Raw genomic sequence first — 20,175 nt, 5'->3', positions numbered from 1 at the left:
GGCTTATCCGGTGCGGTGTTTCTTTCCGTGATCACTACTTTTCAGCACTTTCAATCGCCCTACTAGATAAAAACCTTGGAAAGAAACTCATTTCTTCGCGTATCCTTCAAAAATGACGTCCTGGAAGCTGGACCAGAGAAGCTTTGCCGCAAGCCTCGTCCGCGGTGTCCGTTGGCTTGGACGTCATCAGCCTCGGCCGCCGCGTCCGGCATCTGCGCAAGCAGGCCGGGCTGACCCTCGATGACCTCAGCGCCGCCGTCGGCACGGCGCCAAGCCAGCTGAGCCTGATCGGAAACGGCAAGCGGGAACCAAACTCACCCTCCTCCAGCACCTGGCCGGGACACTCAACGTCAGCACGCTCCTGCCCCGGCCTCTGCAATAGCATCCTCCAAGGGCGCCAGGTAGACCTTACGAAGAGTTCTCTCATCGACGGTGCTGTCGAGTAGACCGATTCGTCGCGTAGTCATTTGGCGACGTAGTGCTTCAGGCATGCCCCGGCCCCCGGATTTCTGCATGCTTGCGACATAGGGGGCCGCAGTGCGCGCGGTCAGGAGCGGCTCCTCAGCGAACGCCTCGAAGCTCCTGCCTCCCACGGGTGAACGGGCCCTCATCCGTCGGGCCCTCATCGCAGGTCCCACCGCCCGACGCTTCCGGATCTGCTACGTACGTCCCGACTACGAGCGAGCGTCAACTAGCACCTTTACTCGATCCAATCCGCTTGCAAGTTGGGTCAGAACCTTCTCAAGATCACCCAGCCCAATCGTTTCGTCGACAAGGGCTTCTGTATTAAGTCGGCCCCGAGCCATCAGGTCAATGACCAAAGGGAACTCGTGGTTTAGGTGAGCCAGCGAGGTCGCGATCGTCAGTTCCTTGCCCAGCCAAGCCAGCGGTGAGACCTTGACTGCCCCAGAAGTTGCCCCGATCATCACGAGCGTTGCGCCAGAACGGCAGTATTCGACTGCGGCAGTCAGTGCTTTCTCGTTGCCCACGCAGTCGTAGACGATATCGGCACCCAATCCGTGCGTGGCATCCTGGATTGCTTCCAGTGCCTCCGGACCCGGGGCGAGTGCTGAATCCGCACCCATAGATAATGCCAGTTTCTGGCGGCGCGCCTGGGGTTCAATGACAATTACACGGGCGGCTCCTGATTGGCGAAGCATCTGTACGGCGAAGAGACCTACGGGCCCGGCTCCAACAACGACAACCACATCCCCCATACGAGGAGTGTGCCTGCGAATAGCGTGAAGAGCCACTGCGGCTGGCTCAATCATGGCTGCCGCTTCGTCCCCTATTTCGCTTGGAATAGGAATGAGAATTTCAGCTGGAACCTCGATCCGTTCGGCATAGCCCCCGTGCTGAGGGGTGTGGGGGTGCGTACCGAAGGCCAGGGCTGTTAGCTCGATGCAACGCTCTCCATGACCTCTGCGACACATCTGACAATTGCCACACGCCGCTGGCGTACCTGCCACCACCCGATCACCAACCTTGAGATGTGTCACCTCAGAACCGACCGAGATGACGCGCCCCACCCACTCATGTCCTGAGAGGAAGGGCGGATACGCTTCCCCGTCACGAAACGCTGTCACATCAGACCCGCAAATCCCGGTCTTAAGGATCTCCACCACAGCTTGAGTTGGTCCAGCCAACTCTGGGAAGGAAAAGTCCCGAATCTCCAATACGTACTGACCAGTAATCAGTGCTGCTTTCAATTTCACTCCTGTTCGCGGTTTGCTTCCGGGCGGCGTCACTAGGCGGTGCAAGGCGGCGCGTGGTTGTTCAGCTGCCCCAAGCAGGGACCCAAACCCGACTTGCTTTCGCCGCCACTTACGCTAACCTATCACCTACTAGGTACTCAGTAACGGCGGGAGCTCATGGAACAGGTACAAGGGGCGGCGCCTCGTCGGGTACGGACACGCATGGTCGGGGCAGCACGAGCCGAGCAGATTATCCAAGCCACAATTAGGCTTATCGCCGATCGTGGCTATTGGGGCCTCTCAATGCAGGATGTGGCCGACACGTGCGGTCTGACCGTGCCCGGGATACTTCATCATGTGGCTTCGAAAGAGGGACTCTTGACCAAAGTCCTCGAGTACGTTGACGCGGAGGATGAACGACTTCTCTCAGCCGAGCTTGGACTGGACAGCGGCCTGCCGTACGAGAGCTGGGCCGGACAAACTTCCCTGGCAGATGTTTGCGCGGCAGCAGTTAGGGCAAACGTTCGCAGGCCTGAGCTTGTCCGATTCTTACTCGTGCTGCAGGCAGAGTCTCTCTCGCTGGCACACCCCGCGCATAAACACCTTATGGAACGCGATCGGCGTGCCATTGATCGCCTGGCCGTGCTTGATGCCTCCGCTAACGATAGGTCGAGGGCGCGCGCAATCCACGCCTACTCGACTCTCATCGGACTTCAGATGATGTGGTGCCGTGAGCCCGAAGCATTCGACCTGGTCGGCGCTTGGGCCACTGCCTCGAACGAAATTTTTAAGCAGGATCAATAAGCAACCCCGGCTCTCTTCTGCCCGCAGAGCGACCCCTAGCCCTACCCCTCCTAGAAAAGGAAAATCTCTCGTGAAAGCTCTAGTTCTCGAACAGGTCGGGACTCCCGACACCCTCCGCATATCCGACCTTCCGCTTCCCCAGACCGATCACGGGGAGGTCCGGGTAAAGGTCGAAGCGTGCGGGCTGAATCCTTCGGACTATCAACGGGCGCATTATGGTATGCCTGACTGGGAGTGGCCGGCAGTTCTGGGCCTGGACGTCGTAGGGATCGTGGACACGGTCGGCGCAGGCGTCACCAACGTTTCGACCGGCCAGCGTGTGGCCTTTCACGGAAACGTTAGTAAGCGCGGCGGATTTGCGGAATACACAGTGGCCGATTCTACGGTTGTAGCAGTTGTCCCGGCTTCAATTGATCCGATCAGCGCTGCCGCAATTCCTTCGGCTGGCCTAACCGCCTACCAGGCCATGATTCGTCGCTTACACGTGTCCAAGGATGACACGGTGTTAATCACCGGTGGGGCAGGCGGAGTGGGCGGGTTCGCAGTGCAGCTTGCATCCATTGCCGGGGCACGAGTCATCGCCACCGATTCGGGGCGGAACGCAGAACACGTTCGTTCCTTGGGCGCGGATGAATTTATTGACTTTCAGTCCGAGGACATTGTTAGCCGTGTCCGGGAATTAACCGGCGGCCGCGGGGTGGATGCCGTGTTGGATACAGTCGGTTCGGAATCGGCAACGGCCAATCTCGGACTGCTGGTCCACGGCGGCGGTATCGCTACCACCGCAGGGCGGCCCGACATATCAACTGTTCCCCCCTTCTCAATTGGACCATCTGTGCATGAAATAGCCCTTGGTGCTGCATACAGCGCCGGTGACGACCGCTCGCGCGCTGATCTTGCTGCGATGATGTCTGAGCTTCTGTCACTCACTGAGGAAGGGAAACTCAACCCAATGGTTTCCAGCGTAGTCAAGCTCGAAGAGGTACCAGCTGCCCTCACTGCCATGGCTGACCGAAAGGTGCGGGGAAAGATCGTTCAATCTTTCCTCTAAGGGCTTAGGACAGAACCTATATAAGGGCAGGTGGCGTTGCGTGTGCAACGCCACCTGCCCTTACATCTCGATGTATCGGGCGCGTTAAGGACGATCTGATCAAGAACCGTCTATCCGGCGATGCTTAGCCCACGCACCCTGTCGGGTATGGGTTGAAGAGCAGCCACCCCCTTCCAGCCGATTCGGAGGGGGACGCTTATTCGTATCGCTGGCGCACGAGACCGAACGGGACTTCTGGGTGGGCGCGAACCACGTAGTGCCCTGCGCCGATACGGGTAACCATGACGCCGACCCTATTCACCATGGTGGACGGAGCCAGGAAGTCAATTGCTTCGTTTAGCACTTCGTTCAGGTCGGATGCATTTTTCACGATCACTTCAACCACCCCTGGCGGGAGACGCAAATGAGGGGTGGGATCCTCAGTATGTAGAGATTCTTGAGGGGGCGTGTGCGCATCCACTGTGGTCTTATATTGCAGCGTTTGATCCACTGTTGTCCGTTTCTTAGTTTTCTTTAGTCCCCGTTCTAATGCCGCCCGCATTCACGACGTGAGGTCCCTGTCATCGGCTGGAATCTCGTCGTTCCCTTACCTGAACGACAACTCCGAGCCCCACTGGCGTCGGTGCTTTGCGCGTTTTGGCGCACTATTCACGTGGCAAGGATGGAACAGCAGACACGTCCTCTTAGCTCGGGACCATAATGCAGCGCCGTATGTAGCAGCAACATTGCCAAACCAAACGAAGCTTGATTTGGCAATGTTGCTGAAAAGTGTTCCTGTCCACGGCGATAAGTCCCAATATCGGTTCCCAGTGGCCCCATTCGTAAAGCAGGTGGTATCCGGTCCTCGCAGTTAGGAGGTGAGTCCGGTACCCCCACTGCGAAACCTAGACCCGGCCAGGAGAGATCCGTATGGCGATTGCCGTCTAAGGGCCTCCAGCCAGAATCCGGCGGGTACGGAACTCAATGCGTCGCCAAAGCCTGCTGGGTCCGGTCGTTTGCTTGGCCGATGAGATCGAGGACAACCGCATCCGGGTCGGAACCAGGGGTAGCGGCGAGGGAAAAGAGTGCGCGCAGCGGCATAGAGCCCACCAAGTGGCGCATCTCCTCGTCATCGATTGCTGCTGCAGTGGGACCCATCTTTGAGAGCATCGGCTGGAGAACGGCATGCCCTGCGGGGTGTGCAAGCCACTCAGCGATTGTTGACTCCGGGGTGAGGACTGCCCCGGGTACGGGAACGTCCAGGCGCACCGTTCTCTGAACTGGAAGGTGTCGGGAACTCGTTCCGGCGAGCACCTGGAATGAGCCCGGTTCCACTGTCCACCCGTTTGGACCCCAAAATGCGAAGGCCCGCTCGTCGAGCACAATCCGAATGGTGCGCCGCTCTCCGGGGGCCAAATGAACTTTAGCGAACCCCTTCAGCTCCTGCTTCGGGCGGTCGATGGAACTCATTTCATCAGTGACGTAGATTTGCACCACTTCTGAGCCGGGCCGATCCCCGGTGTTCTCTATGGTCACTGCGCATTCCGCGTAAGCCCGCGACTGGTCGGGCACTGTGACGGTGAGATCGGTGAGCGCAAAGGTGGTGTAGCTAAGACCAAATCCAAAGGGGAATGCGACGTCGCGGTCGGTCGCGTCGTACCACCGGTAGCCTATGTAGACGCCCTCGCCGTATCGCACGGAGCCGTGGCTGCCCGGCCAGTTCAGGTGGGCGGGGGTGTGTGCCAGGGTGTGGGGGATGGTTTCGGCGAGACGTCCGCCCGGTTCGGCGATGCCCAGCAGGATGTCGGCAGCGGCGGAGCCGGATGCTTGGCCGCCCAGCCACATCTCCAGGATCGCTGGCGTACGACCGGCGATGCCCTCCAAGGTGACGACGCCGCCGTTGCTGAGAACCACCACAACGTTCGGGTTCACAGCCAGTACGGAAGCTGCAAGGCGAAGCTGCGACTCCGGGAGCTGGAGGTGGGTGCGGTCAAATCCTTCGGATTCCGCTGCAGCGGGGAGGCCAAGGAACAGCACTACTGCCGCAGCGTCTGCCGCGACCGTGACAGCTTCTTCTGCCAGGGAAGTCTCGTTCGAACCGTCAAAGCTGAATCCTGCCGCGAAGACCACCTCGCGAGTGGTTCGTTCCTGAAGCGCGGTAAGCGCATCATCCAAGCGCACGGGGTTCATGTGTGAGCTGCCTCCTCCCTGGTACCGGGGCGTTCTGGCGAATTCGCCGATGACAGCAATTTTCCCTCCGACTCGGGGGTCAAGTGGCAGTAGGTTGCCCTCGTTTGCCAGCAGGACCGATCCGGCGATGGACAAACGTCGTGCCAGTTCATGATGGGCGGCATGATCGACAGGTTTGACCTGGCCCCGACTCGCGCGAAGTCGGTCATGGACCGTCAGGATCCGGGAGACTGCCTTGTCAAGAACAGCCTCGTCCAGTCTGCCGGCAGTGACGGCGGCGGCAATTTTAGCGGCGCTAAGGCCGCCTGTGCTCGGCATTTCCAGGTCTAAGCCAGCCTCGATCGCCGCGACCGGGTCGGTAACGGCGCCCCAGTCCGAAACAGCGTATCCGTCGAATCCCCACTCGCCGCGCAGCACGTCTGTGAGCAGCCACCGGTTCTCGCTCATTCGGACCCCGTTGACCTTGTTGTACGAGCACATGACTGTGGCGGGAGACGCTTCTCGGACTGTCTGTTCGAACGCGGGCAGGTATATCTCCCGGAGAGAACGTTCGTCGACCTGAACGTCAATTCGCATTCGGTCGGTTTCCTGATTGTTGGCGGCGAAATGCTTCAATGACGCGCCTACGCCTTTGGACTGGATACCGGAAACCCATGCAGTTCCGAGAGCGCCGGACAGGACCGGGTCTTCTGAGAAATACTCGAAGTTGCGTCCGCATAGTGGGGACCGCTTCATGTTGATGCCCGGTCCGAGCAGGACGTCTACTCCCAGTGCGAGGGCTTCGGCGCCCAGTGCGCGCCCCATCTCCTCGACCAGTGCGGGATCCCAGGTGGAACCGGTTGCGGCTGCGGTGGGGAAACTCGTCGCCGGTTCACTGTCGTTAATCCCAAGATGGTCTGCGCTGGCCCGCTGCATCCGCACCCCGTGGGGTCCGTCGGTAAGAGTGGCCGCAGCCACGCCGGCATGGGGGACGGCTTGAGTGCGCCAAAAGGAGGCGCCGGATACCAGGGCGGCTTTCTCGTCGAGGGTCAGTTTCGGAACAGAGGCGTGCATGTTGGTTCTTTCTTTTGAATCGTGCTGGTGGTGAGTTTCACCGTTTTAAGGGGCCGCTATGAGGCCTTCATGGTGGATCTGCCAGGCACCCGCTTCGAACACACCATTCGCCTGTTCATCCTGCGTGAGGAGAAGTGAAAGCGCAGCGAGCAGAGCGCCGTTGCCGGGGAGATAGACGGGCAGGAAGGATCCCATCTGCGGATTGTGCCCTGCCCTGTCGTAGCAGTTCTTGAGCGCATCACGAACAAGGAAGCCCAGTCCTGCTTCCGGCTGCCCAAGGCGGGCGGCGGTCATGGCCAGGGCAGGGAAGTCCCAACCCCACGTCGAATCCCAGTGCCAGTTGTCCTGCACCCAATCCACGGTGCGCTGCATAGCGCTTGGGTCGATCACCCCGGTCGGAGGGACGAAGCCAAGCGCCAGTGTCATCGCTGGGTGGTCGTCTGTGCGGGTGGTGTCTTCGTTGGCGACTGCGGCGTAGTGACCGTCTGTGAGCGTGGGGGCTGCCAGCTGCTGGCGGACGCGCTCCCATTCGGTTACACGCTCTAGGCCTTGGCGCTCTCTGAAACGTTGCGCAGTCTCGAGCCCCCATGCCCAGTACGCCAGTTCAAAGGTGGGATCGGACGTTTCGGTTGCCTTGTAGAACTCCTGGGCGGGCATGAGTGGCGGGCCGAGGTGGAAGACACTGCCTTCTTCGCTAGCGTAGTCGGCCATGAACGCTGCGGTGTCCTGCAGGAGCGGAGCCAGCCGTTGAGTGAGGTCGGCCTGGCGTTGGGAGTCATTTTGGTGCGCATGCCACAACAATTCGGCGAAATAGAGAAGATGAGGTTGCTGCCAGACCAGGAGGCTTCCGATGTCCGATGGCGATTCGCGCCCGTCGGGTCCGACCTGTTTGGGCCAGCGGGCGCCGGCATAGCCCTGCAGCCGAGCCGTGGATTGTGCGGCGGCATGGATGGACTCATACCAGCCGAGGCTGCGTTCAAGCAGCTCAGGTCTGCCCCACAGGGCGAAATGCGCTGCATGCCACCAGTGCATTTCCAAATGGAACTTGCCAAGCCAGGAGTTGGTGACGAACCCGGTCTCCTGCGGTGGGGTGGCGCCGGCGCAGTGCACTCTAGTGAGGTACTGCGACAGCACCACGCGCCGTTCCAGTTCGTCGGCAACGGGATGGGTGCTGCCAGCGAAGTCGACGGCACCCCCGGAAGACCAGTATTCCTCCCACAGGGCCCGAGAAGAAGCCTTAACTTGCTCAAAGGACGTCGCTGGGGTATCGCTGGCCTGTGCGAAGTTGCTGCCAGGTCCGGCAAGTGGTTGGAAGCCGGCGACGAATTCGATTGTTGTGGAGTCTGCTGCCAGCTCGAATCTGTGTGCGCCGGTTTGAGCCAGTCGCCCTGCTGACCAGTGCAGGTCCACGTCGTACTTGGCAGAGGCAAGGGTTCGACGAATGGTGGCTTCTCGATCTGTCGATGCCATCTCCAAAACGCTGCTGTGCCGGTCCTCGGCCTCCCAGTCATTCGGCCGAACGAAGTTTGTGCTGCCGAACCCGAACCGTAATCCAATGCCGATCTGCCCGGTCGCCAGCAGCGGTGAAGTCACGCGCGTGGCCATCGTCGACTGCTGCCCGTGGGCGGTCGTGATGACTTCCACCGGCTGCTCGAGGTAGTCAAAGCGGCTCGTGATCAGCCCCGTCCACAGATCTAGACTAGCGTTGAGATTCTTTATGACAGATGGATCCGTTTCCGGTTCGGCTCCCGGCTGCGGCTTCAGGATCAAACCCACCCGGCCGAGATCTATGCGGTGCGGATTCTGCACGAACCACAACCCGGCCAGGTCCGGGCGTTCAACGGACCCCGACACGAGAGCCGACAGAGAGGGCCGGTCCGGGTAAGGCACTGGTCCGCGTTGGGTCTCGTATTCGGTCATGGCCTCGGCCAGTTCAAAGCCATCCGGGTTGAGGTGCTCGTCCCAGCCCCAACTGGACATCGTGCACGTGTTGGTCACCCGTGGCGCGTTCTCATCCGGCACGCTCATGACGGGTTCATGCCAGTCGGTGAAGGTTTGCAGACCGGTCACATCGGTGGTAAAGCCGAAATCCCCGTTACCGACCGTCAGCACGACGCCGGGGTCGAGGGCATTCAATTCTACGCGGTGCCGATTCACAACGGACTGTCGATCAATGGGCATGCAGTTTTTCCTTATATCGGAGGGATTGGGTGCGCGCTGGTTATCTGGCTCGTTTTACTGGCAGGATCGCGGCCGCGGCGACCAGCACGATCGGGATGGCCACGATCCACACGATTCCGTAGCCACCGGCCGCGGCGACCAGCACGCCTGCAAGAATAGGACCAAGGGCCTGACCAAGGTTTCCGCCGAGGGCCGACATGCCCAGGTCCCGGCCAGCGTTGCGCTTGTCAACGATCACATCGATGAACAGTGCCTGATCAACGACCAGGTAAGCGCCGAACGCGAATCCTGCCACGACGGACTGAGCGATCAGGCCTGGAACGGTAGGAGACACGAGCGGGATAACCATAGAGGCTGCCAAAAGGACCGACGTCCAAAATACGAACGGTTTGCGACGCTGGATCTTGTCCGACCACTTACCAACAACTGCCATCGAAATGAGCATCCCGGGCACTCCGGCCAAACCCATAATGGGTGCCAGAGCGGTCGCCTCGGCCGCGCTCAGTGCGGGCTGTACATAACTCTGCAGCATAAAGAAGCCGAAAGCGGTGGTTGTGCCATAGCCGAACATCATGACGACCTTTGCGACCCAGACCCACCTGTAATCTCCGTCTTTCAAGGGGATCAGGAAGGACTTGAAAAAACCGCTCCAACTGATGGGCTCGACCTCGAGATCCCGGGAGGAGCGGTCGGGCACCCGGAGAATGAAGACCGCGATAAATACGAGAATTACTATCGCAAAAACAAGGTATGTGTTCAGTTGGATCATCCCAAACAGGATTCCCGCGGCCACTGACCCCAAGACCGCCCCTAGCATTCCTGCCAGGCCTGTGATGGACGAAGCGACTCCTAGCTTCTGGGATGGGACACGGTCAGCCACCGTCGCGGTTAAAGGACCTTGGACAACATTCAGCAGTAGCTGAGCGAGGGACCAAAAGAGGATCAGCAGAGCGATGGTCGTCGAGTAGCGCAGAGCCACAAGGGCCAGGGCGCCAGCAATCGCGCCCCCTGCCATCCATGGTGCGCGGCGCCCCCACCGCGACCGGGTCCGGTCCGACAGGACTCCCGCGACGGGTTGGACCAGCATAGTAACGAAAACGCCGATCGACGTCACAATCGAAAGACTTTGAGCACGTGACGCATCAAACTGCGCCAGAAGGTTCAGCAACCGGGATTGGTCAGCCGTCGGGTTTATCTCGCCGGCATCCACCTGTGCTTTCAGTGCTTGCAACTCCACGAGGTTGGCCCCCGCATCCGCTCCGGTGAACCATCGCGAGAACTCGATCATCTGCACGTGGTTAGGCAAGACGATGCCCAACATAGCGCCCCACAGGGCAAAGATCGGGAGGGCCGCGAACAGATACCAAGTTAGGTATCCCCGCCATGGTCTCCCGTGCAGGTACTTCGCGGATGTGCCGGGAACACTTGGTTCCTCAATGGCGGACACTAACGCTGGCGGCGGAGATGCAACAGACATTTCTACTCCTCGTCGAACAGAACAATTTCAGGTCAAAAAGTATCCTGCCCGTGTTTCCGGTGTTAGTCAAGTCACTACATCTCCCTTTTTGGCGGGGTAAATGCGCTAAAAACCGCTCCTCAACGTTGTTTTCATGGGATAGTATCGATACCATGGATGAGGAAGTAAGCAGACGCGGCCCCTACGCGAAGACTAGGCAGCGCAGGGAGGAAATCGGACAGGCAGTACTCGAGCTCGTTGTCGAACATGGCCACGAGAAAGTCACGGTAGCTCTTGTAGCTAAGAGCACAGGGTTGAGTGAAGCTACCGTCGCATATCATTGCCCAACCCGGGATCACCTTTTCGTCCTGGCGCTCGACGAGGCTGACCACGCTAATGAACGAGAATTTTGGAAGCTCCCTGCGTCAGAATTGTCCGAGAGCCGTCCGTTCTCGAGGATCACGGGCACCTCGGCAGGGCACCCCAATCGGCTGCAACTTCACACGGCCCAAGCAGCTAATGCCGCAGACCCTAACCATCCTGCGCACGCTTGGTTCGTAAAGCACAACGAGGGCGTGCGCCGCTACTTCACAGCTTTGCTGCGGCAGGCTCAAGCCGCCGGAGAGGCTCACCCGGATGTGGACCCGGAGCGATTCGCACGACAGATGATTGCGGTGTGGGACGGGCTGCAGATGCAGAAACTCGTTGACCCCTCAATCGACCTCGAATGGGAGGTTGAGCAGGCCTACAAAGGCTTGGCCCGCACGGATCTCATGGCTGCACGGCGAGCCATGGAGGAGCTCGTTTCCAGCATTTAGCCGGGAATCTGGAGTGTCAAGAGCTGAATGGTTTATATGGCGGCTGAGAAATCGTCCGAGGCACGGCATGCCCGTTCGAGCGCTCGACCGGGCATGCTTTTGGTTTGCGCCCCAAGCGAGGCGACCGCGGGGTCAAGTGCCGTGTCCCCGGACGGTGGCAGCGCAGTCGCGCTGCCAGAGAGTCCTCGCTTCACTCGGGCTGCAAAAGCGTCGTTGCGATGCGCCGCGGCACCTGCAGGCTAACTACGCTTGATCGAAACCGGCTCTGGCCGGAGGGGGCTAGTGCATAAGTTTTGTAGGATGGGGCGCCCTTACGTGGTCCCGTCCTGTGCCGGTGGATCAGTTCGCCAGGCGAGGAGTGGAGGAGGATTTCAGCCTTCTCCCGACTGGCAGCTGGATGGTGACCCGTCACTTGGAGGGGTACGAACAGGTGTCACGAGCAACGCCAACCAAGCGTCTGAAAGTGCATCAATAACATCGTCCATAGCCAGCGGTATGTCACCGCTGATCCAGTCGAAGAACATTTGAGTTTGCAACTCAAATGCCGCGGTGGCACGAATGCGAAGTGCCGCTCGAGAATACCCAGTTAGTCCCATGAGCGCTTCACAAATCGTATTTGCCACGCGATGCTTCGTTCTTTTTAGTTCGGCGTCCAACAAAGGTTCCAACGCACGCGCGTGCCACAGGCTGTGGATGGTCAGACCCCTCTCGTCCCAGTGCTCGACGACTCGTGGGAACCACACCGTCTTCAAGAGGTTAGGCTGCGCCACCACGCCGGCAATGATCGGACCTAGATCGTTCCAGAGCAGCTGAGTGGGGCTGTCCACATAGGCTTCCCACACAGCATTGGCAATCTCAGCTTTGGACGCGAAATGGAGGTAAAAGGTAGCTCGAGTTGTTCCCGCATCGCTCGTGATGGCGTCGACAGTCGTACCCAAGTAACCCCGGTTAACAAATGATGCTTGGGCAGCCTCAATAAGCCTTTGGCGCGTAAAAGCCTTCTGTGCTGCGCGCATGGACGGCATAGTAAGCCACCTGTCATCATCGAAACTTCTCGGCCGAGCAAGGACCCAGTCTAAGGGCCACCGCAGCACAGCTGCTCTTTTGGCCGAGCACCTCGCAGCGCTTTTCAGTCCGTCGAAGAGGGACATTACACTCGCACCGGACATACCATTCGGCCCTCGATTCGTACCGATGGTAGCGAAGGGCTGGGGAAGGGTTCCTCTAGGACCGATCAGTCCGGGGCCGATGGCCCTGGTCTGTGTGGCACAGTCTTGACAATGTTAGTTGCGGAAGGGGTTCTCGGATCCGTGATACTGGTCCGCATTTTCTGGAGTATCCCGATTAATCTTTTTGTACTTGGTCCCGGATGGCATCTCTATCACGGCGCGCAGGACTCTCCCTTGACGGAGCGCGTCGACAGCTTCCTGATATTCAGACAACGGAAAGACATGCGATACCTGGGACTCCAAGTCCAAGCGGCCCTGCTCGGCGAGCTGCACGATGTCAGGCACATCGGTGAACGGGTTGCACGCTCCATTCAATGCACCGCGGACGGTGATGTGCCGGTACATGGCGTTGTTAATGTCGAGCTTCATTGTGCCGCCGGCGTGGGGTATCCCGACGAGGCCAAGACGTCCCCCGGCCTTGAGGAGCAGCTGAGCAGCCTCCAGAACGGAGGCCTGGCCGGTGCAGTCCACAACGGCATCCACTTGCTCGGGAGCAACATGCCTGACCTCAGCCACGATGCTCTCACTGGCCATGCCTGGCTTGATTGCTATAAATTCATCGGCTCCGAACTTTCGCGCCACCGCTTCCTTTTCTTCGTTGATATCGACAGCAATGATTCTTCTTGCACCAATGAGACGGGCAGTTTGGATGCTGTTGATGCCGATTCCGCCGACACCAAACACCATGATAGTTTCACCGGTTTTCAGTTCGACCACGTTGCGCGTCATCCCATAGCCCGTACTGACAGCGCAGCCAACCAAGGCTGCCGCTGGGGCGGACAGCGATGCTACGGGATGTACCTGGAACTGGTCGACGGTGATGAACTCGGCCAGCGACGAAACCCGTGCTAGAGCGAGAATGGGCAACCCATCTCGGCTGAACGGCGCTTCGCCGAAACCGAAGCTTGACGCGCACGCCGTGTAGAGGCCGCGTGAGCACGCGTCGCAGTTGTTGCACGGGACGGGGCACGTCACGGCAACCATCTGCCCGATTTCCAGCCCGTCAACGGCACTACCGACCGCTTCGATAACTCCGGCTGCTTCATGCCCCAGGACCATAGGAGCGCCAGAAGGCTCGTCAATCGGAAGGAGGTCGCTTCGGCACAAGCCCGAAGCGAGGACACGGACTGTCACCTCTCCTGCTTCAGGGCGGCGGACCTGCAGGTCGTCGACCAGTTCAGTGTGCCCATCTCTCACAACAACGCCATGCATGTGAACCTCAATTCCATCGCTTCTGGCAGAGAATACTTCCGGTCTATTCAGTAGACAGTGAGTCTACTAAAGCATAAAGTGTTCCGCATCACACCGGCCTGGTGCCGCAAAAAGTCTCCGGCACCTGATTTGGGCCCTGTCCTAGTGCTATCTACTCCACCTGCTAACCGCGACCGCCATTGCCTACTGGGTCCTCCTACCTCGCCCACCAACAGAAAGGAACACATCAAGGTGTCCAATAACGAAAAGCTCACAGATCCTCGCATTGAGGCGGCTATCGATGAGGCCCTGAACTCTACAGAAGTTGGCCTACAGGTTGCCGCCTATCTCGACGGCGAACTGATCGTTGATACTTTTGGCGGAATCGCCGATCCTGACACAGGACGCGAAGTCGATTCCGAGAGCCTCTTCTTCCCTTTTTCGGTCACTAAAGGTGTAACTTCCACCGCCCTTCACGTTCAAGCCGAGAAAGGTCTCATCGACTACGACGCGCCCATCGTGGACTACTGGCCCGAGTGGGGTCAGCACGGCAAGGAAAAGATCACCGTTCGTAACGTCCTAACCCACCAGTCGGGCGTGCCCTGGATGCCGGAGGGGGTCACCCCCGAGCTCAAGGCAGATTGGAACTGGATGATCCACGGATTCGAGCAGATGGAACCGGCGTACCCAATCGGAACCAACTGCTATCACGCCCTCGGATGGGGCTGGATCATCGCCGAGATTGTCCAGCGGACCGACCCGAAAGGGCGACCGTTCGACCAGGTCGTGAAGGAGGAACTACTGGCCCCCATCGGGGCCACGGATCTGTTCTTCGGTCTGCCCCCGGAGGAGGATCACCGTCTCGCCAGGATCGTTGGTGGCGAGATCCCGGAATCAACCCCTTACCCTCTATTTTTTCGGGGCATGCCACACGAAGTGCACCCCTCAGCCCATGTCTTCAACCAAGAGATCACGCGGCGCACTGTCGATCCGGGCGCAGGTTCGATTACCAACGCAAGGTCGATGGCCGCCCACTGGGCGCTGCTTGCGAATAAGGGTGAGATAAATGGAGTACGGCTGCTGTCCGCCGAGCGTGTAGAAGCCTTCCTCACTCCGCGACCCAACAACGACGTAATCGACGAGTACCTCGGCATGAAAGTCCCGGTCTCGGCTTATGGCTACTACCTCAGCGACGACACGCCGGGCATGATACCCATCATCACCCCGCACTCTGACACTATCTGGATGCCCGGGGCAGGTTCCTCCGTAGGATGGGCGGAAATCAACACCGGCCTTGCCGTAGCAATCACTCACAACAATATGCAGATGGGACCGCCACCGTCGTATGTCACCATCGCAAAGGCAGTCCGCGATGTCGCAGCAGAAAAGAAAAACACCGTAGCAGCAGTCTAAAAGTCTAAAACCACCCACTTCCGTCAACACCTCGGGACCGGCAGAACTTAGCCGTTCCCGAGGTGCACGGAATGCTTCAAGCATTGAGCTACCAAAGTTGACGGGTCACTCATCGGCACGCTTTACCAGGCCGGACCTCAAGAACAAAGCCGCTGCGGAATCTCAGAATGACGTTCACTAAACTACCTCCCAGTGCTCGACGCAGCACAGTCCGTCTACGCGGCCAGTCGAGGTACCAAGAAGCGCTAGTAACTAGCGCTAGGAAAGAGAGGAGCCGTTGGAATCGCTGCGATCTTCTCCAGCCGAGGCGTCGTTGGCCAAGCGGTTCTGACCGCGGAACTCAGAAAGAAACGTCATGTCATGACGCTAGGAAACGGCCCCTTCCCAAGGCACTTCCCCGCTCGTTTTCAAACGCCGATAACGGATATTATGACAAGTAGAGTTGCCTAGGCTGATACATCTTGGCAACTTTGGTTGCTATCAGGCATACTGATCACTGTAGCGACCGGAGGCCAATGAAGGGAAGCGCGATGGGTTGGTTCACCGAGGGCAGCGACCACGAGGGCTATGTTGTCTGCGTCTTCGCCGACGGCATGTACGGCTCCGGCGGAAAGCACATGCAGATCGGCCTGATCAACCCGGACGGCACGACCATCTGGGAAAGGGACGACCCGGACAGCCCGGCCTGGCGGCCGCCATCGCAGGTGGTCGGCTGGAAAGTCGCCTGCAGCTGCGAACCGTTCAAGAAACACGTCATTCTGGACACGCTGTGGACCCGGGTCTGGGACCCCGCCGAGGAAGACCTCGCCCGCCATCGAATCTACGTAGGGGATCCTTCCAGTGACGACGCCACCTACGTCAGCGACCGGGAAGACTTGGAACCGCTGTTCCTGGCTCAATGGCATTCCCATATCGCCCCGGACCTGCATCTCCACGCCATCCAGACCTTGGGTGAGCACCTCAAGAAGATCGAGATGCAGCTCGACGACGCCGTGGCCGCCGCCAGGGGCGACGGACTCTCCTGGGACAAAATCGGCAGAGCTTTCGGAATCACCCGGCAAGGAGCACAAAAACGATGGGACACCCAAGCGGCCAGCCCCGAACAGTGACGATGTCACTCCTCTTTGCCTCACCCAATCATTAGCCTCAGCAACATAGGCAACCCCATAGTCCCTCGCATCGCATCTCCCCTGAGGCGCGAAACCCGGTCAGCCAAGTTGGGTTCGGTGGGATGCGCCCTCACTATGACACCTGAAGGCGTCAGAAAGGTGGTCCTCGCCGGCAGAGACGACAGGGGCAAATACCTTGTCGGGACGAGCGACGGAGCTGATCTCTGGGAACTGACCACGCCACGACTCCAACATCTGACCGCGATCCCGTCCCCGCTAAACATGATCAATGAATAGGCCATCCGGCAATCGTCACGAAATAGCGAACTCGATGACTGCTTTCAAGAAACCCATATATACCGTGGCAAGATCATCAATATGTTAACGTGGCCGTCGGCGGTCGCTAGTAGAAGGATGCCAGGCGGATGGGTTTTCGAGATTGGGATGGTACTGAGTGGCAGGATTACTGCATCGAGCTCCTCCGCATAAGGTATTCGAACCACGACCTAGTCGAAGTGCCCGACCGGCACAACGGAGACCTCGGGCTGGAAGCCTTCACCCACAACGGCGTTGCTTTCCAGTGCTACGCGGCCAAAGAACCTCTCGGTGTGAGGGACCTCTATGAGCATCAGCGCGACAAACTGACCACGGACCTAGGCAAACTGAAAAAGAACCAGGGAGACCTCAGCAAATTATTAAAGGGGGTTTCGGTCCGCCGCTACGTTTTTCTCGTTCATCGCAACGACTCCAAAGACCTAGTCACCCACGCGCAGACGAAGGCCAATGAGGTGAGAAACTGGGCGCTCCCGTTCGTCAGGGACGACTTTGCCATCACTGTAGAAACCGACGATCACTATGCCTCCGAAAGAGACAGCCTTAAGGCTATTCCTAAGCATCTCGTAGATCCGGAACCAGTGGATCAAGAAACGCTCTTTGATTGGGGTTCCAAAAATCCTGGGCTACTTGAAGAAGCACGCCGAAAAATTGGCAATCTAGGCTATAAGGGCGCTGCTCTGGAGACCTACCTCGACTCCTTGTCGCACCAGTTTCTCTTGGGTGAAAATGGCCTATCAGACCTACGGGCAAGGTTTCCAACGAGCTGGGCGAGCGTTTCGCAACTAAAATCCGACAAGGAACGCATGCTGGCCCTCGAATATCCACCTGGTTTCACAAATAGCGCCATGGACATCAAAGCAATCGCCCAAGACGTCGCCGCTGAACTCCAACGAGACATTCCCACGGTGTCTGCCAGACTTGCAACCACCTTGGCCTGGTCAATGGTTGCAGACTGGATTCTCCGTTGTCCGCTGGACTTCGAGGAGCCGGCAGCATGAACACCGTGGAGGCGCTGGAAGAGCTCTTCGCTCACGCACCAGCGGCCATATTCAGAGAACGCAATGACGCGATCCCTGGAGATCTTCGAATCAGTTGGCGCCTATCAGTCCTCTGCATGCTCCTCCAACGCTTCAGAAACAACAGGGCATCTCTGGAGCACCTTCACATAGTGTGGTGGGCTATGCGTTCGCCGGACAGCCAGCAGCTGTTTCTGCGCTGGTTCGACGGAGACAAAAGACCGGACGAGCTGATAGTACGCTTCGACCCCTCGCTGAGTGTCACGGTTGACCTGGCGCTAGGCGAGAACCTCGTAGAAGTCACCTCCACTGGCGCCATAGGACTCTCGCCGATCGGCAATGAACTCGCCCTGGACGTTTGGAAGGAGACCGGGGTTCTTGTGGTCGAAAAGGCGTTCCTCTCAAAACTGCCCCGCAAAATGACCCAGTCATCACTTAAGGAACTGACCGAATGGATCTGAAACCGCGTCTAACACTTAGAGCCGTCAAGCTAACAGCTGTAACTAGTGAGGGTGAAGTAGGCCGCACCGTACAGTTCAGCAAGGGTCTGAATGTACTCAGAGCGGGTAACACTAGCGGTAAGTCCACGACACTGCAGGCGATTATCTACGCGCTCGGACTCGAGGGCATGCTCAGCCCTCGACGCGAGGTTCCTCTGCCGCATTCCATGACGGACAGTGTGACGGTTGATAACAAGGAGCTACGCGTTCTCAGATCCTGGGTCTCCTTGGAGTTTGAGAACGCCGAGGAAAAGGTCATCACCGCAACAAGGCAGGTGAAAAATGCAGAAACCAAGAATACGGTCATCACAGTTGAGCACGGTCCCGCCCTCACCCAAGGCGGTACTTTCAAGACTGAGGACTACTTTGTCCGGATGGCAGGAGCGGCACAGCGGGAAAGTGGATTCCACCACTTCCTAACGAACTTCCTGGGATGGAATCTCCCCCTCGTTTCCTACATGGATGGTAGCGAGAAGCCACTGTATAGTGAGTGCCTCTTCCCGTTCTTCTACGTTGAACAGAAGCACGGCTGGTCCGGTGTGCAAGCGAGGATTCCTACCTACTTCGGAATCCGCGAGGTAGGCAAGCGATCGTTCGAATATGTTCTCGGTCTAGATGTCTTTGAGCGCATTCTTCAGCGACAGCGGCTCTCCTCTAACATCAGCGAGCTGGAAGGCTCGTGGCGAGCTGCCCTCACGGACCTCAAGAACACCGCCATTGCTGCCGGAGTGGCCATTTCCCGTGAACCACACCGCATAGCAGATTCGCTGGAAGAGGATAGCGCTTCGCCCACCGCTTTCGTGGACGGGACATGGTTGCCACTGGAGTCAGCTATCGCGCGACTCCGACAAGGGATCGCCAAGAAGGAGGCCGCTCCGACAGCGAGTCCAAACTCTGCAAGTCTCGAAAAAGAGCTGGAAGAGGCGGAAGACTCCGTCCGCCTCCTGGTAACCGGACTGGCTCTGCTGATAGAAGAACGAAACGCCTTGCAAGAGCAAGGTAGCCAGTTGGACATCAGACTGGAGGCATTGAATGAGGACTTGCAGCGCCACAAAGATGCAGCCCTCTTGGTGCGCCTCGGGGCCAAACATGCAAAGTCCCTCGCAGAAGACCACACTTGCCCGACGTGCCACCAAGAGGTGAACGACGGGATGGACATCTCGACGCATCCAATGACGGTCGATGAAAACATTGCGTTCATTGATAGACAATGCTCGACATTCTCAGCCGCCCGGGACGATGTCGTACGCACCTTAGACGCTATGCGAGTCAGAGAACGCAGCATGCGCGACTCTCTTGAACGGCTTCGCCAAAGAGTACGACGCCTTAAGGAGGCCCTGCTGGGCCCCGAACGAGCAACGTCTATTGCTGAAATATCTCAGCGAAATGCGCTGCAGGATCAGCTCGACAAGCTTCTACAGCATCAGCGAAGCCTCGAAAAGCCCCGGGAACTTTTGCGAAGTCTATCCGTCAGCCACAAGGAACAGGCCGAAGCACTCAAGGCGCTGAAGGCGTCCGATCTAACAGAATCCGATAAGTCCAAGCTCGTGAAAGTCGAGCAATACCTTCGAGATCAACTTCGTCGGTATCACTTCCACTCGTTGAAGCCAGCAGAGGTTGAGGTCAGCCGCGACACTTACCGGCCAGCTCACGAAGGTTACGAACTGGGCTTTGACCTGTCCGCTAGCGACATGATCCGTGTCATATGGTCCTACCTCTTCGCTGTACTGCGTGTAAGCGACGAAGAAGGGGGTAACCACTTGGGCTTGCTTATTTTCGACGAACCGAAGCAACAGGAGACCGCTTCTGAAAGCTATGCTCAGTTGCTCAAGGAAGCCGGCGACCAAGGCCGGCGCGGTTCACAAATCATCTTCGCCACTAGCGAGAGCCGGCAAACTCTGCTGAAGATGTTGGAGGGTTCAGACTATAACCTCATCGATATTCCCGATGGTCAACGGATTCTTACGCGATAACAAGAGCCCTAGACTAGCGATTCCCACTTCCTGCTCGATGCCTTCTGCCGCACTTCTCGAGCTAGTAATAGAACCTGCTGTGATCAAGGTAGAGAGTAACGCCTGCGAAGCTTCCCAGGCTTCTCCCCTGCCCCAGCGGCGCTACCTGCCTAGCCTGTCTTTGCTTCTTTCGGCTTCGACAC

Annotated in this window: 14 protein-coding genes and 2 pseudogenes; 10 read left to right on the top strand and 6 right to left on the bottom strand. The window is 58.6% G+C overall.

The features are described from left to right. Positions 1–112: 112 nt before the first annotated feature. Positions 113–355 (top strand): annotated as a pseudogene (locus AYX22_RS22265) (helix-turn-helix transcriptional regulator); the annotation flags it as partial. Between the two features lie 319 nt (positions 356–674). Here AYX22_RS22265 and AYX22_RS22260 read toward each other — a convergent pair. Continuing rightward, positions 675–1,709 (bottom strand): zinc-binding dehydrogenase, encoded by a 1,035-nt coding sequence (locus tag AYX22_RS22260; protein WP_207597748.1) that lies wholly within the window; start codon positions 1,707–1,709, stop codon positions 675–677. A 162-nt stretch (positions 1,710–1,871) separates the two neighbouring features. Here AYX22_RS22260 and AYX22_RS24375 point away from each other — a divergent pair. The 3 genes and pseudogenes from AYX22_RS24375 to AYX22_RS22250 form a co-directional block, all read left to right on the top strand. Next, positions 1,872–2,018: pseudogene (locus AYX22_RS24375) on the top strand (hypothetical protein); the annotation flags it as partial. 54 nt (positions 2,019–2,072) lie between these two features. Then, positions 2,073–2,498: a hypothetical protein gene (locus AYX22_RS22255; protein ID WP_242703679.1), complete on the top strand. Its 426-nt coding sequence runs from the start codon at positions 2,073–2,075 to the stop codon at positions 2,496–2,498. Then, positions 2,425–3,549 (top strand): zinc-binding dehydrogenase, encoded by a 1,125-nt coding sequence (locus tag AYX22_RS22250; protein ID WP_338045624.1) that lies wholly within the window; start codon positions 2,425–2,427, stop codon positions 3,547–3,549. Before AYX22_RS22255 ends, AYX22_RS22250 begins: the two co-directional genes overlap by 74 nt. Positions 3,550–4,509: 960 nt before the next feature. Here AYX22_RS22250 and AYX22_RS22245 read toward each other — a convergent pair. From AYX22_RS22245 to AYX22_RS22235, 3 genes are read right to left on the bottom strand one after another with little or no spacing between them, the layout of a single operon-like run. After that, entirely contained in the window at positions 4,510–6,771 is a 2,262-nt protein-coding gene (locus tag AYX22_RS22245) for a glycoside hydrolase family 3 C-terminal domain-containing protein (RefSeq protein ID WP_207597745.1), read from the bottom strand. 45 nt (positions 6,772–6,816) lie between these two features. Next, the gene (locus AYX22_RS22240; RefSeq protein ID WP_207597744.1) at positions 6,817–8,952 is read right to left on the bottom strand and encodes a hypothetical protein; all 2,136 of its coding nucleotides are present in this window, start codon (positions 8,950–8,952) and stop codon (positions 6,817–6,819) included. 40 nt (positions 8,953–8,992) lie between these two features. Further along, a complete protein-coding gene (locus tag AYX22_RS22235) occupies positions 8,993–10,240 on the bottom strand; it encodes an MFS transporter (RefSeq protein WP_242703677.1) in 1,248 nt (415 codons plus the stop codon). A 341-nt stretch (positions 10,241–10,581) separates the two neighbouring features. On the opposite strand from AYX22_RS22235, the gene AYX22_RS22230 reads away from it, so the two are divergent. Further along, positions 10,582–11,226, top strand: a complete 645-nt coding sequence (locus tag AYX22_RS22230) for a TetR family transcriptional regulator C-terminal domain-containing protein (RefSeq protein WP_207597742.1) — start codon at positions 10,582–10,584, stop codon at positions 11,224–11,226. Positions 11,227–11,597: 371 nt separating this feature from the next. Here AYX22_RS22230 and AYX22_RS22225 read toward each other — a convergent pair whose 3' ends face one another. Both AYX22_RS22225 and AYX22_RS22220 read right to left on the bottom strand, forming a co-directional pair. Next, positions 11,598–12,242, bottom strand: a complete 645-nt coding sequence (locus AYX22_RS22225) for a TetR/AcrR family transcriptional regulator (RefSeq protein ID WP_207597741.1) — start codon at positions 12,240–12,242, stop codon at positions 11,598–11,600. Between the two features lie 267 nt (positions 12,243–12,509). Next, the gene (locus tag AYX22_RS22220; RefSeq protein WP_242703666.1) at positions 12,510–13,322 is read right to left on the bottom strand and encodes a zinc-binding dehydrogenase; all 813 of its coding nucleotides are present in this window, start codon (positions 13,320–13,322) and stop codon (positions 12,510–12,512) included. Positions 13,323–13,898: 576 nt separating this feature from the next. Here AYX22_RS22220 and AYX22_RS22215 point away from each other — a divergent pair. From AYX22_RS22215 to AYX22_RS22195, 5 genes are all read left to right on the top strand, one after another. Next, positions 13,899–15,059 carry a serine hydrolase domain-containing protein gene (locus AYX22_RS22215; RefSeq protein WP_207597739.1) on the top strand — a complete coding sequence of 387 codons (1,161 nt, stop codon included), beginning with the start codon at positions 13,899–13,901 and terminating at the stop codon, positions 15,057–15,059. Between the two features lie 530 nt (positions 15,060–15,589). After that, complete coding sequence (locus AYX22_RS22210) at positions 15,590–16,168, top strand: hypothetical protein (RefSeq protein ID WP_207597738.1); 579 nt, start codon at positions 15,590–15,592, stop codon at positions 16,166–16,168. Between the two features lie 425 nt (positions 16,169–16,593). After that, a complete protein-coding gene (locus AYX22_RS22205; RefSeq protein WP_207597737.1) occupies positions 16,594–17,502 on the top strand; it encodes a hypothetical protein in 909 nt (302 codons plus the stop codon). Continuing rightward, positions 17,499–17,981: a hypothetical protein gene (locus tag AYX22_RS22200; protein ID WP_207597736.1), complete on the top strand. Its 483-nt coding sequence runs from the start codon at positions 17,499–17,501 to the stop codon at positions 17,979–17,981. Before AYX22_RS22205 ends, AYX22_RS22200 begins: the two co-directional genes overlap by 4 nt. Next, on the top strand, positions 17,972–19,993 hold the full coding sequence (locus AYX22_RS22195) for an AAA family ATPase (protein WP_207597735.1): 2,022 nt from the start codon (positions 17,972–17,974) through the stop codon (positions 19,991–19,993). The genes AYX22_RS22200 and AYX22_RS22195 overlap by 10 nt, the downstream gene beginning before the upstream one ends. Positions 19,994–20,175: the final 182 nt, after the last annotated feature.

It is taken from the genome of Arthrobacter sp. D5-1 (genome assembly GCF_017357425.1).
In the GTDB taxonomy this organism is placed as follows: Bacteria; Actinomycetota; Actinomycetes; order Actinomycetales; family Micrococcaceae; genus Arthrobacter.
Note: the sequence above shows the minus strand (reverse complement) of the source record. Positions and strands in the feature narration are given on the sequence as shown.

Bases quoted from the DNA above. Each gene is read 5' to 3' on its own strand.
- AYX22_RS22245 (WP_207597745.1), bottom strand. From the start codon at position 6,771: ATGCACGCCTCTGTTCCGAAACTGACCCTCGACGAGAAAGCCGCCCTG.
- AYX22_RS22240 (WP_207597744.1), bottom strand. From the start codon at position 8,952: ATGCCCATTGATCGACAGTCCGTTGTGAATCGGCACCGCGTAGAATTG.
- AYX22_RS22235 (WP_242703677.1), bottom strand. From the start codon at position 10,240: ATGATCGAGTTCTCGCGATGGTTCACCGGAGCGGATGCGGGGGCCAAC.
- AYX22_RS22230 (WP_207597742.1), top strand. From the start codon at position 10,582: ATGGATGAGGAAGTAAGCAGACGCGGCCCCTACGCGAAGACTAGGCAG.
- AYX22_RS22225 (WP_207597741.1), bottom strand. From the start codon at position 12,242: ATGCGCGCAGCACAGAAGGCTTTTACGCGCCAAAGGCTTATTGAGGCT.
- AYX22_RS22210 (WP_207597738.1), top strand. From the start codon at position 15,590: ATGGGTTGGTTCACCGAGGGCAGCGACCACGAGGGCTATGTTGTCTGC.
- AYX22_RS22205 (WP_207597737.1), top strand. From the start codon at position 16,594: ATGGGTTTTCGAGATTGGGATGGTACTGAGTGGCAGGATTACTGCATC.
- AYX22_RS22200 (WP_207597736.1), top strand. From the start codon at position 17,499: ATGAACACCGTGGAGGCGCTGGAAGAGCTCTTCGCTCACGCACCAGCG.
- AYX22_RS22195 (WP_207597735.1), top strand. From the start codon at position 17,972: ATGGATCTGAAACCGCGTCTAACACTTAGAGCCGTCAAGCTAACAGCT.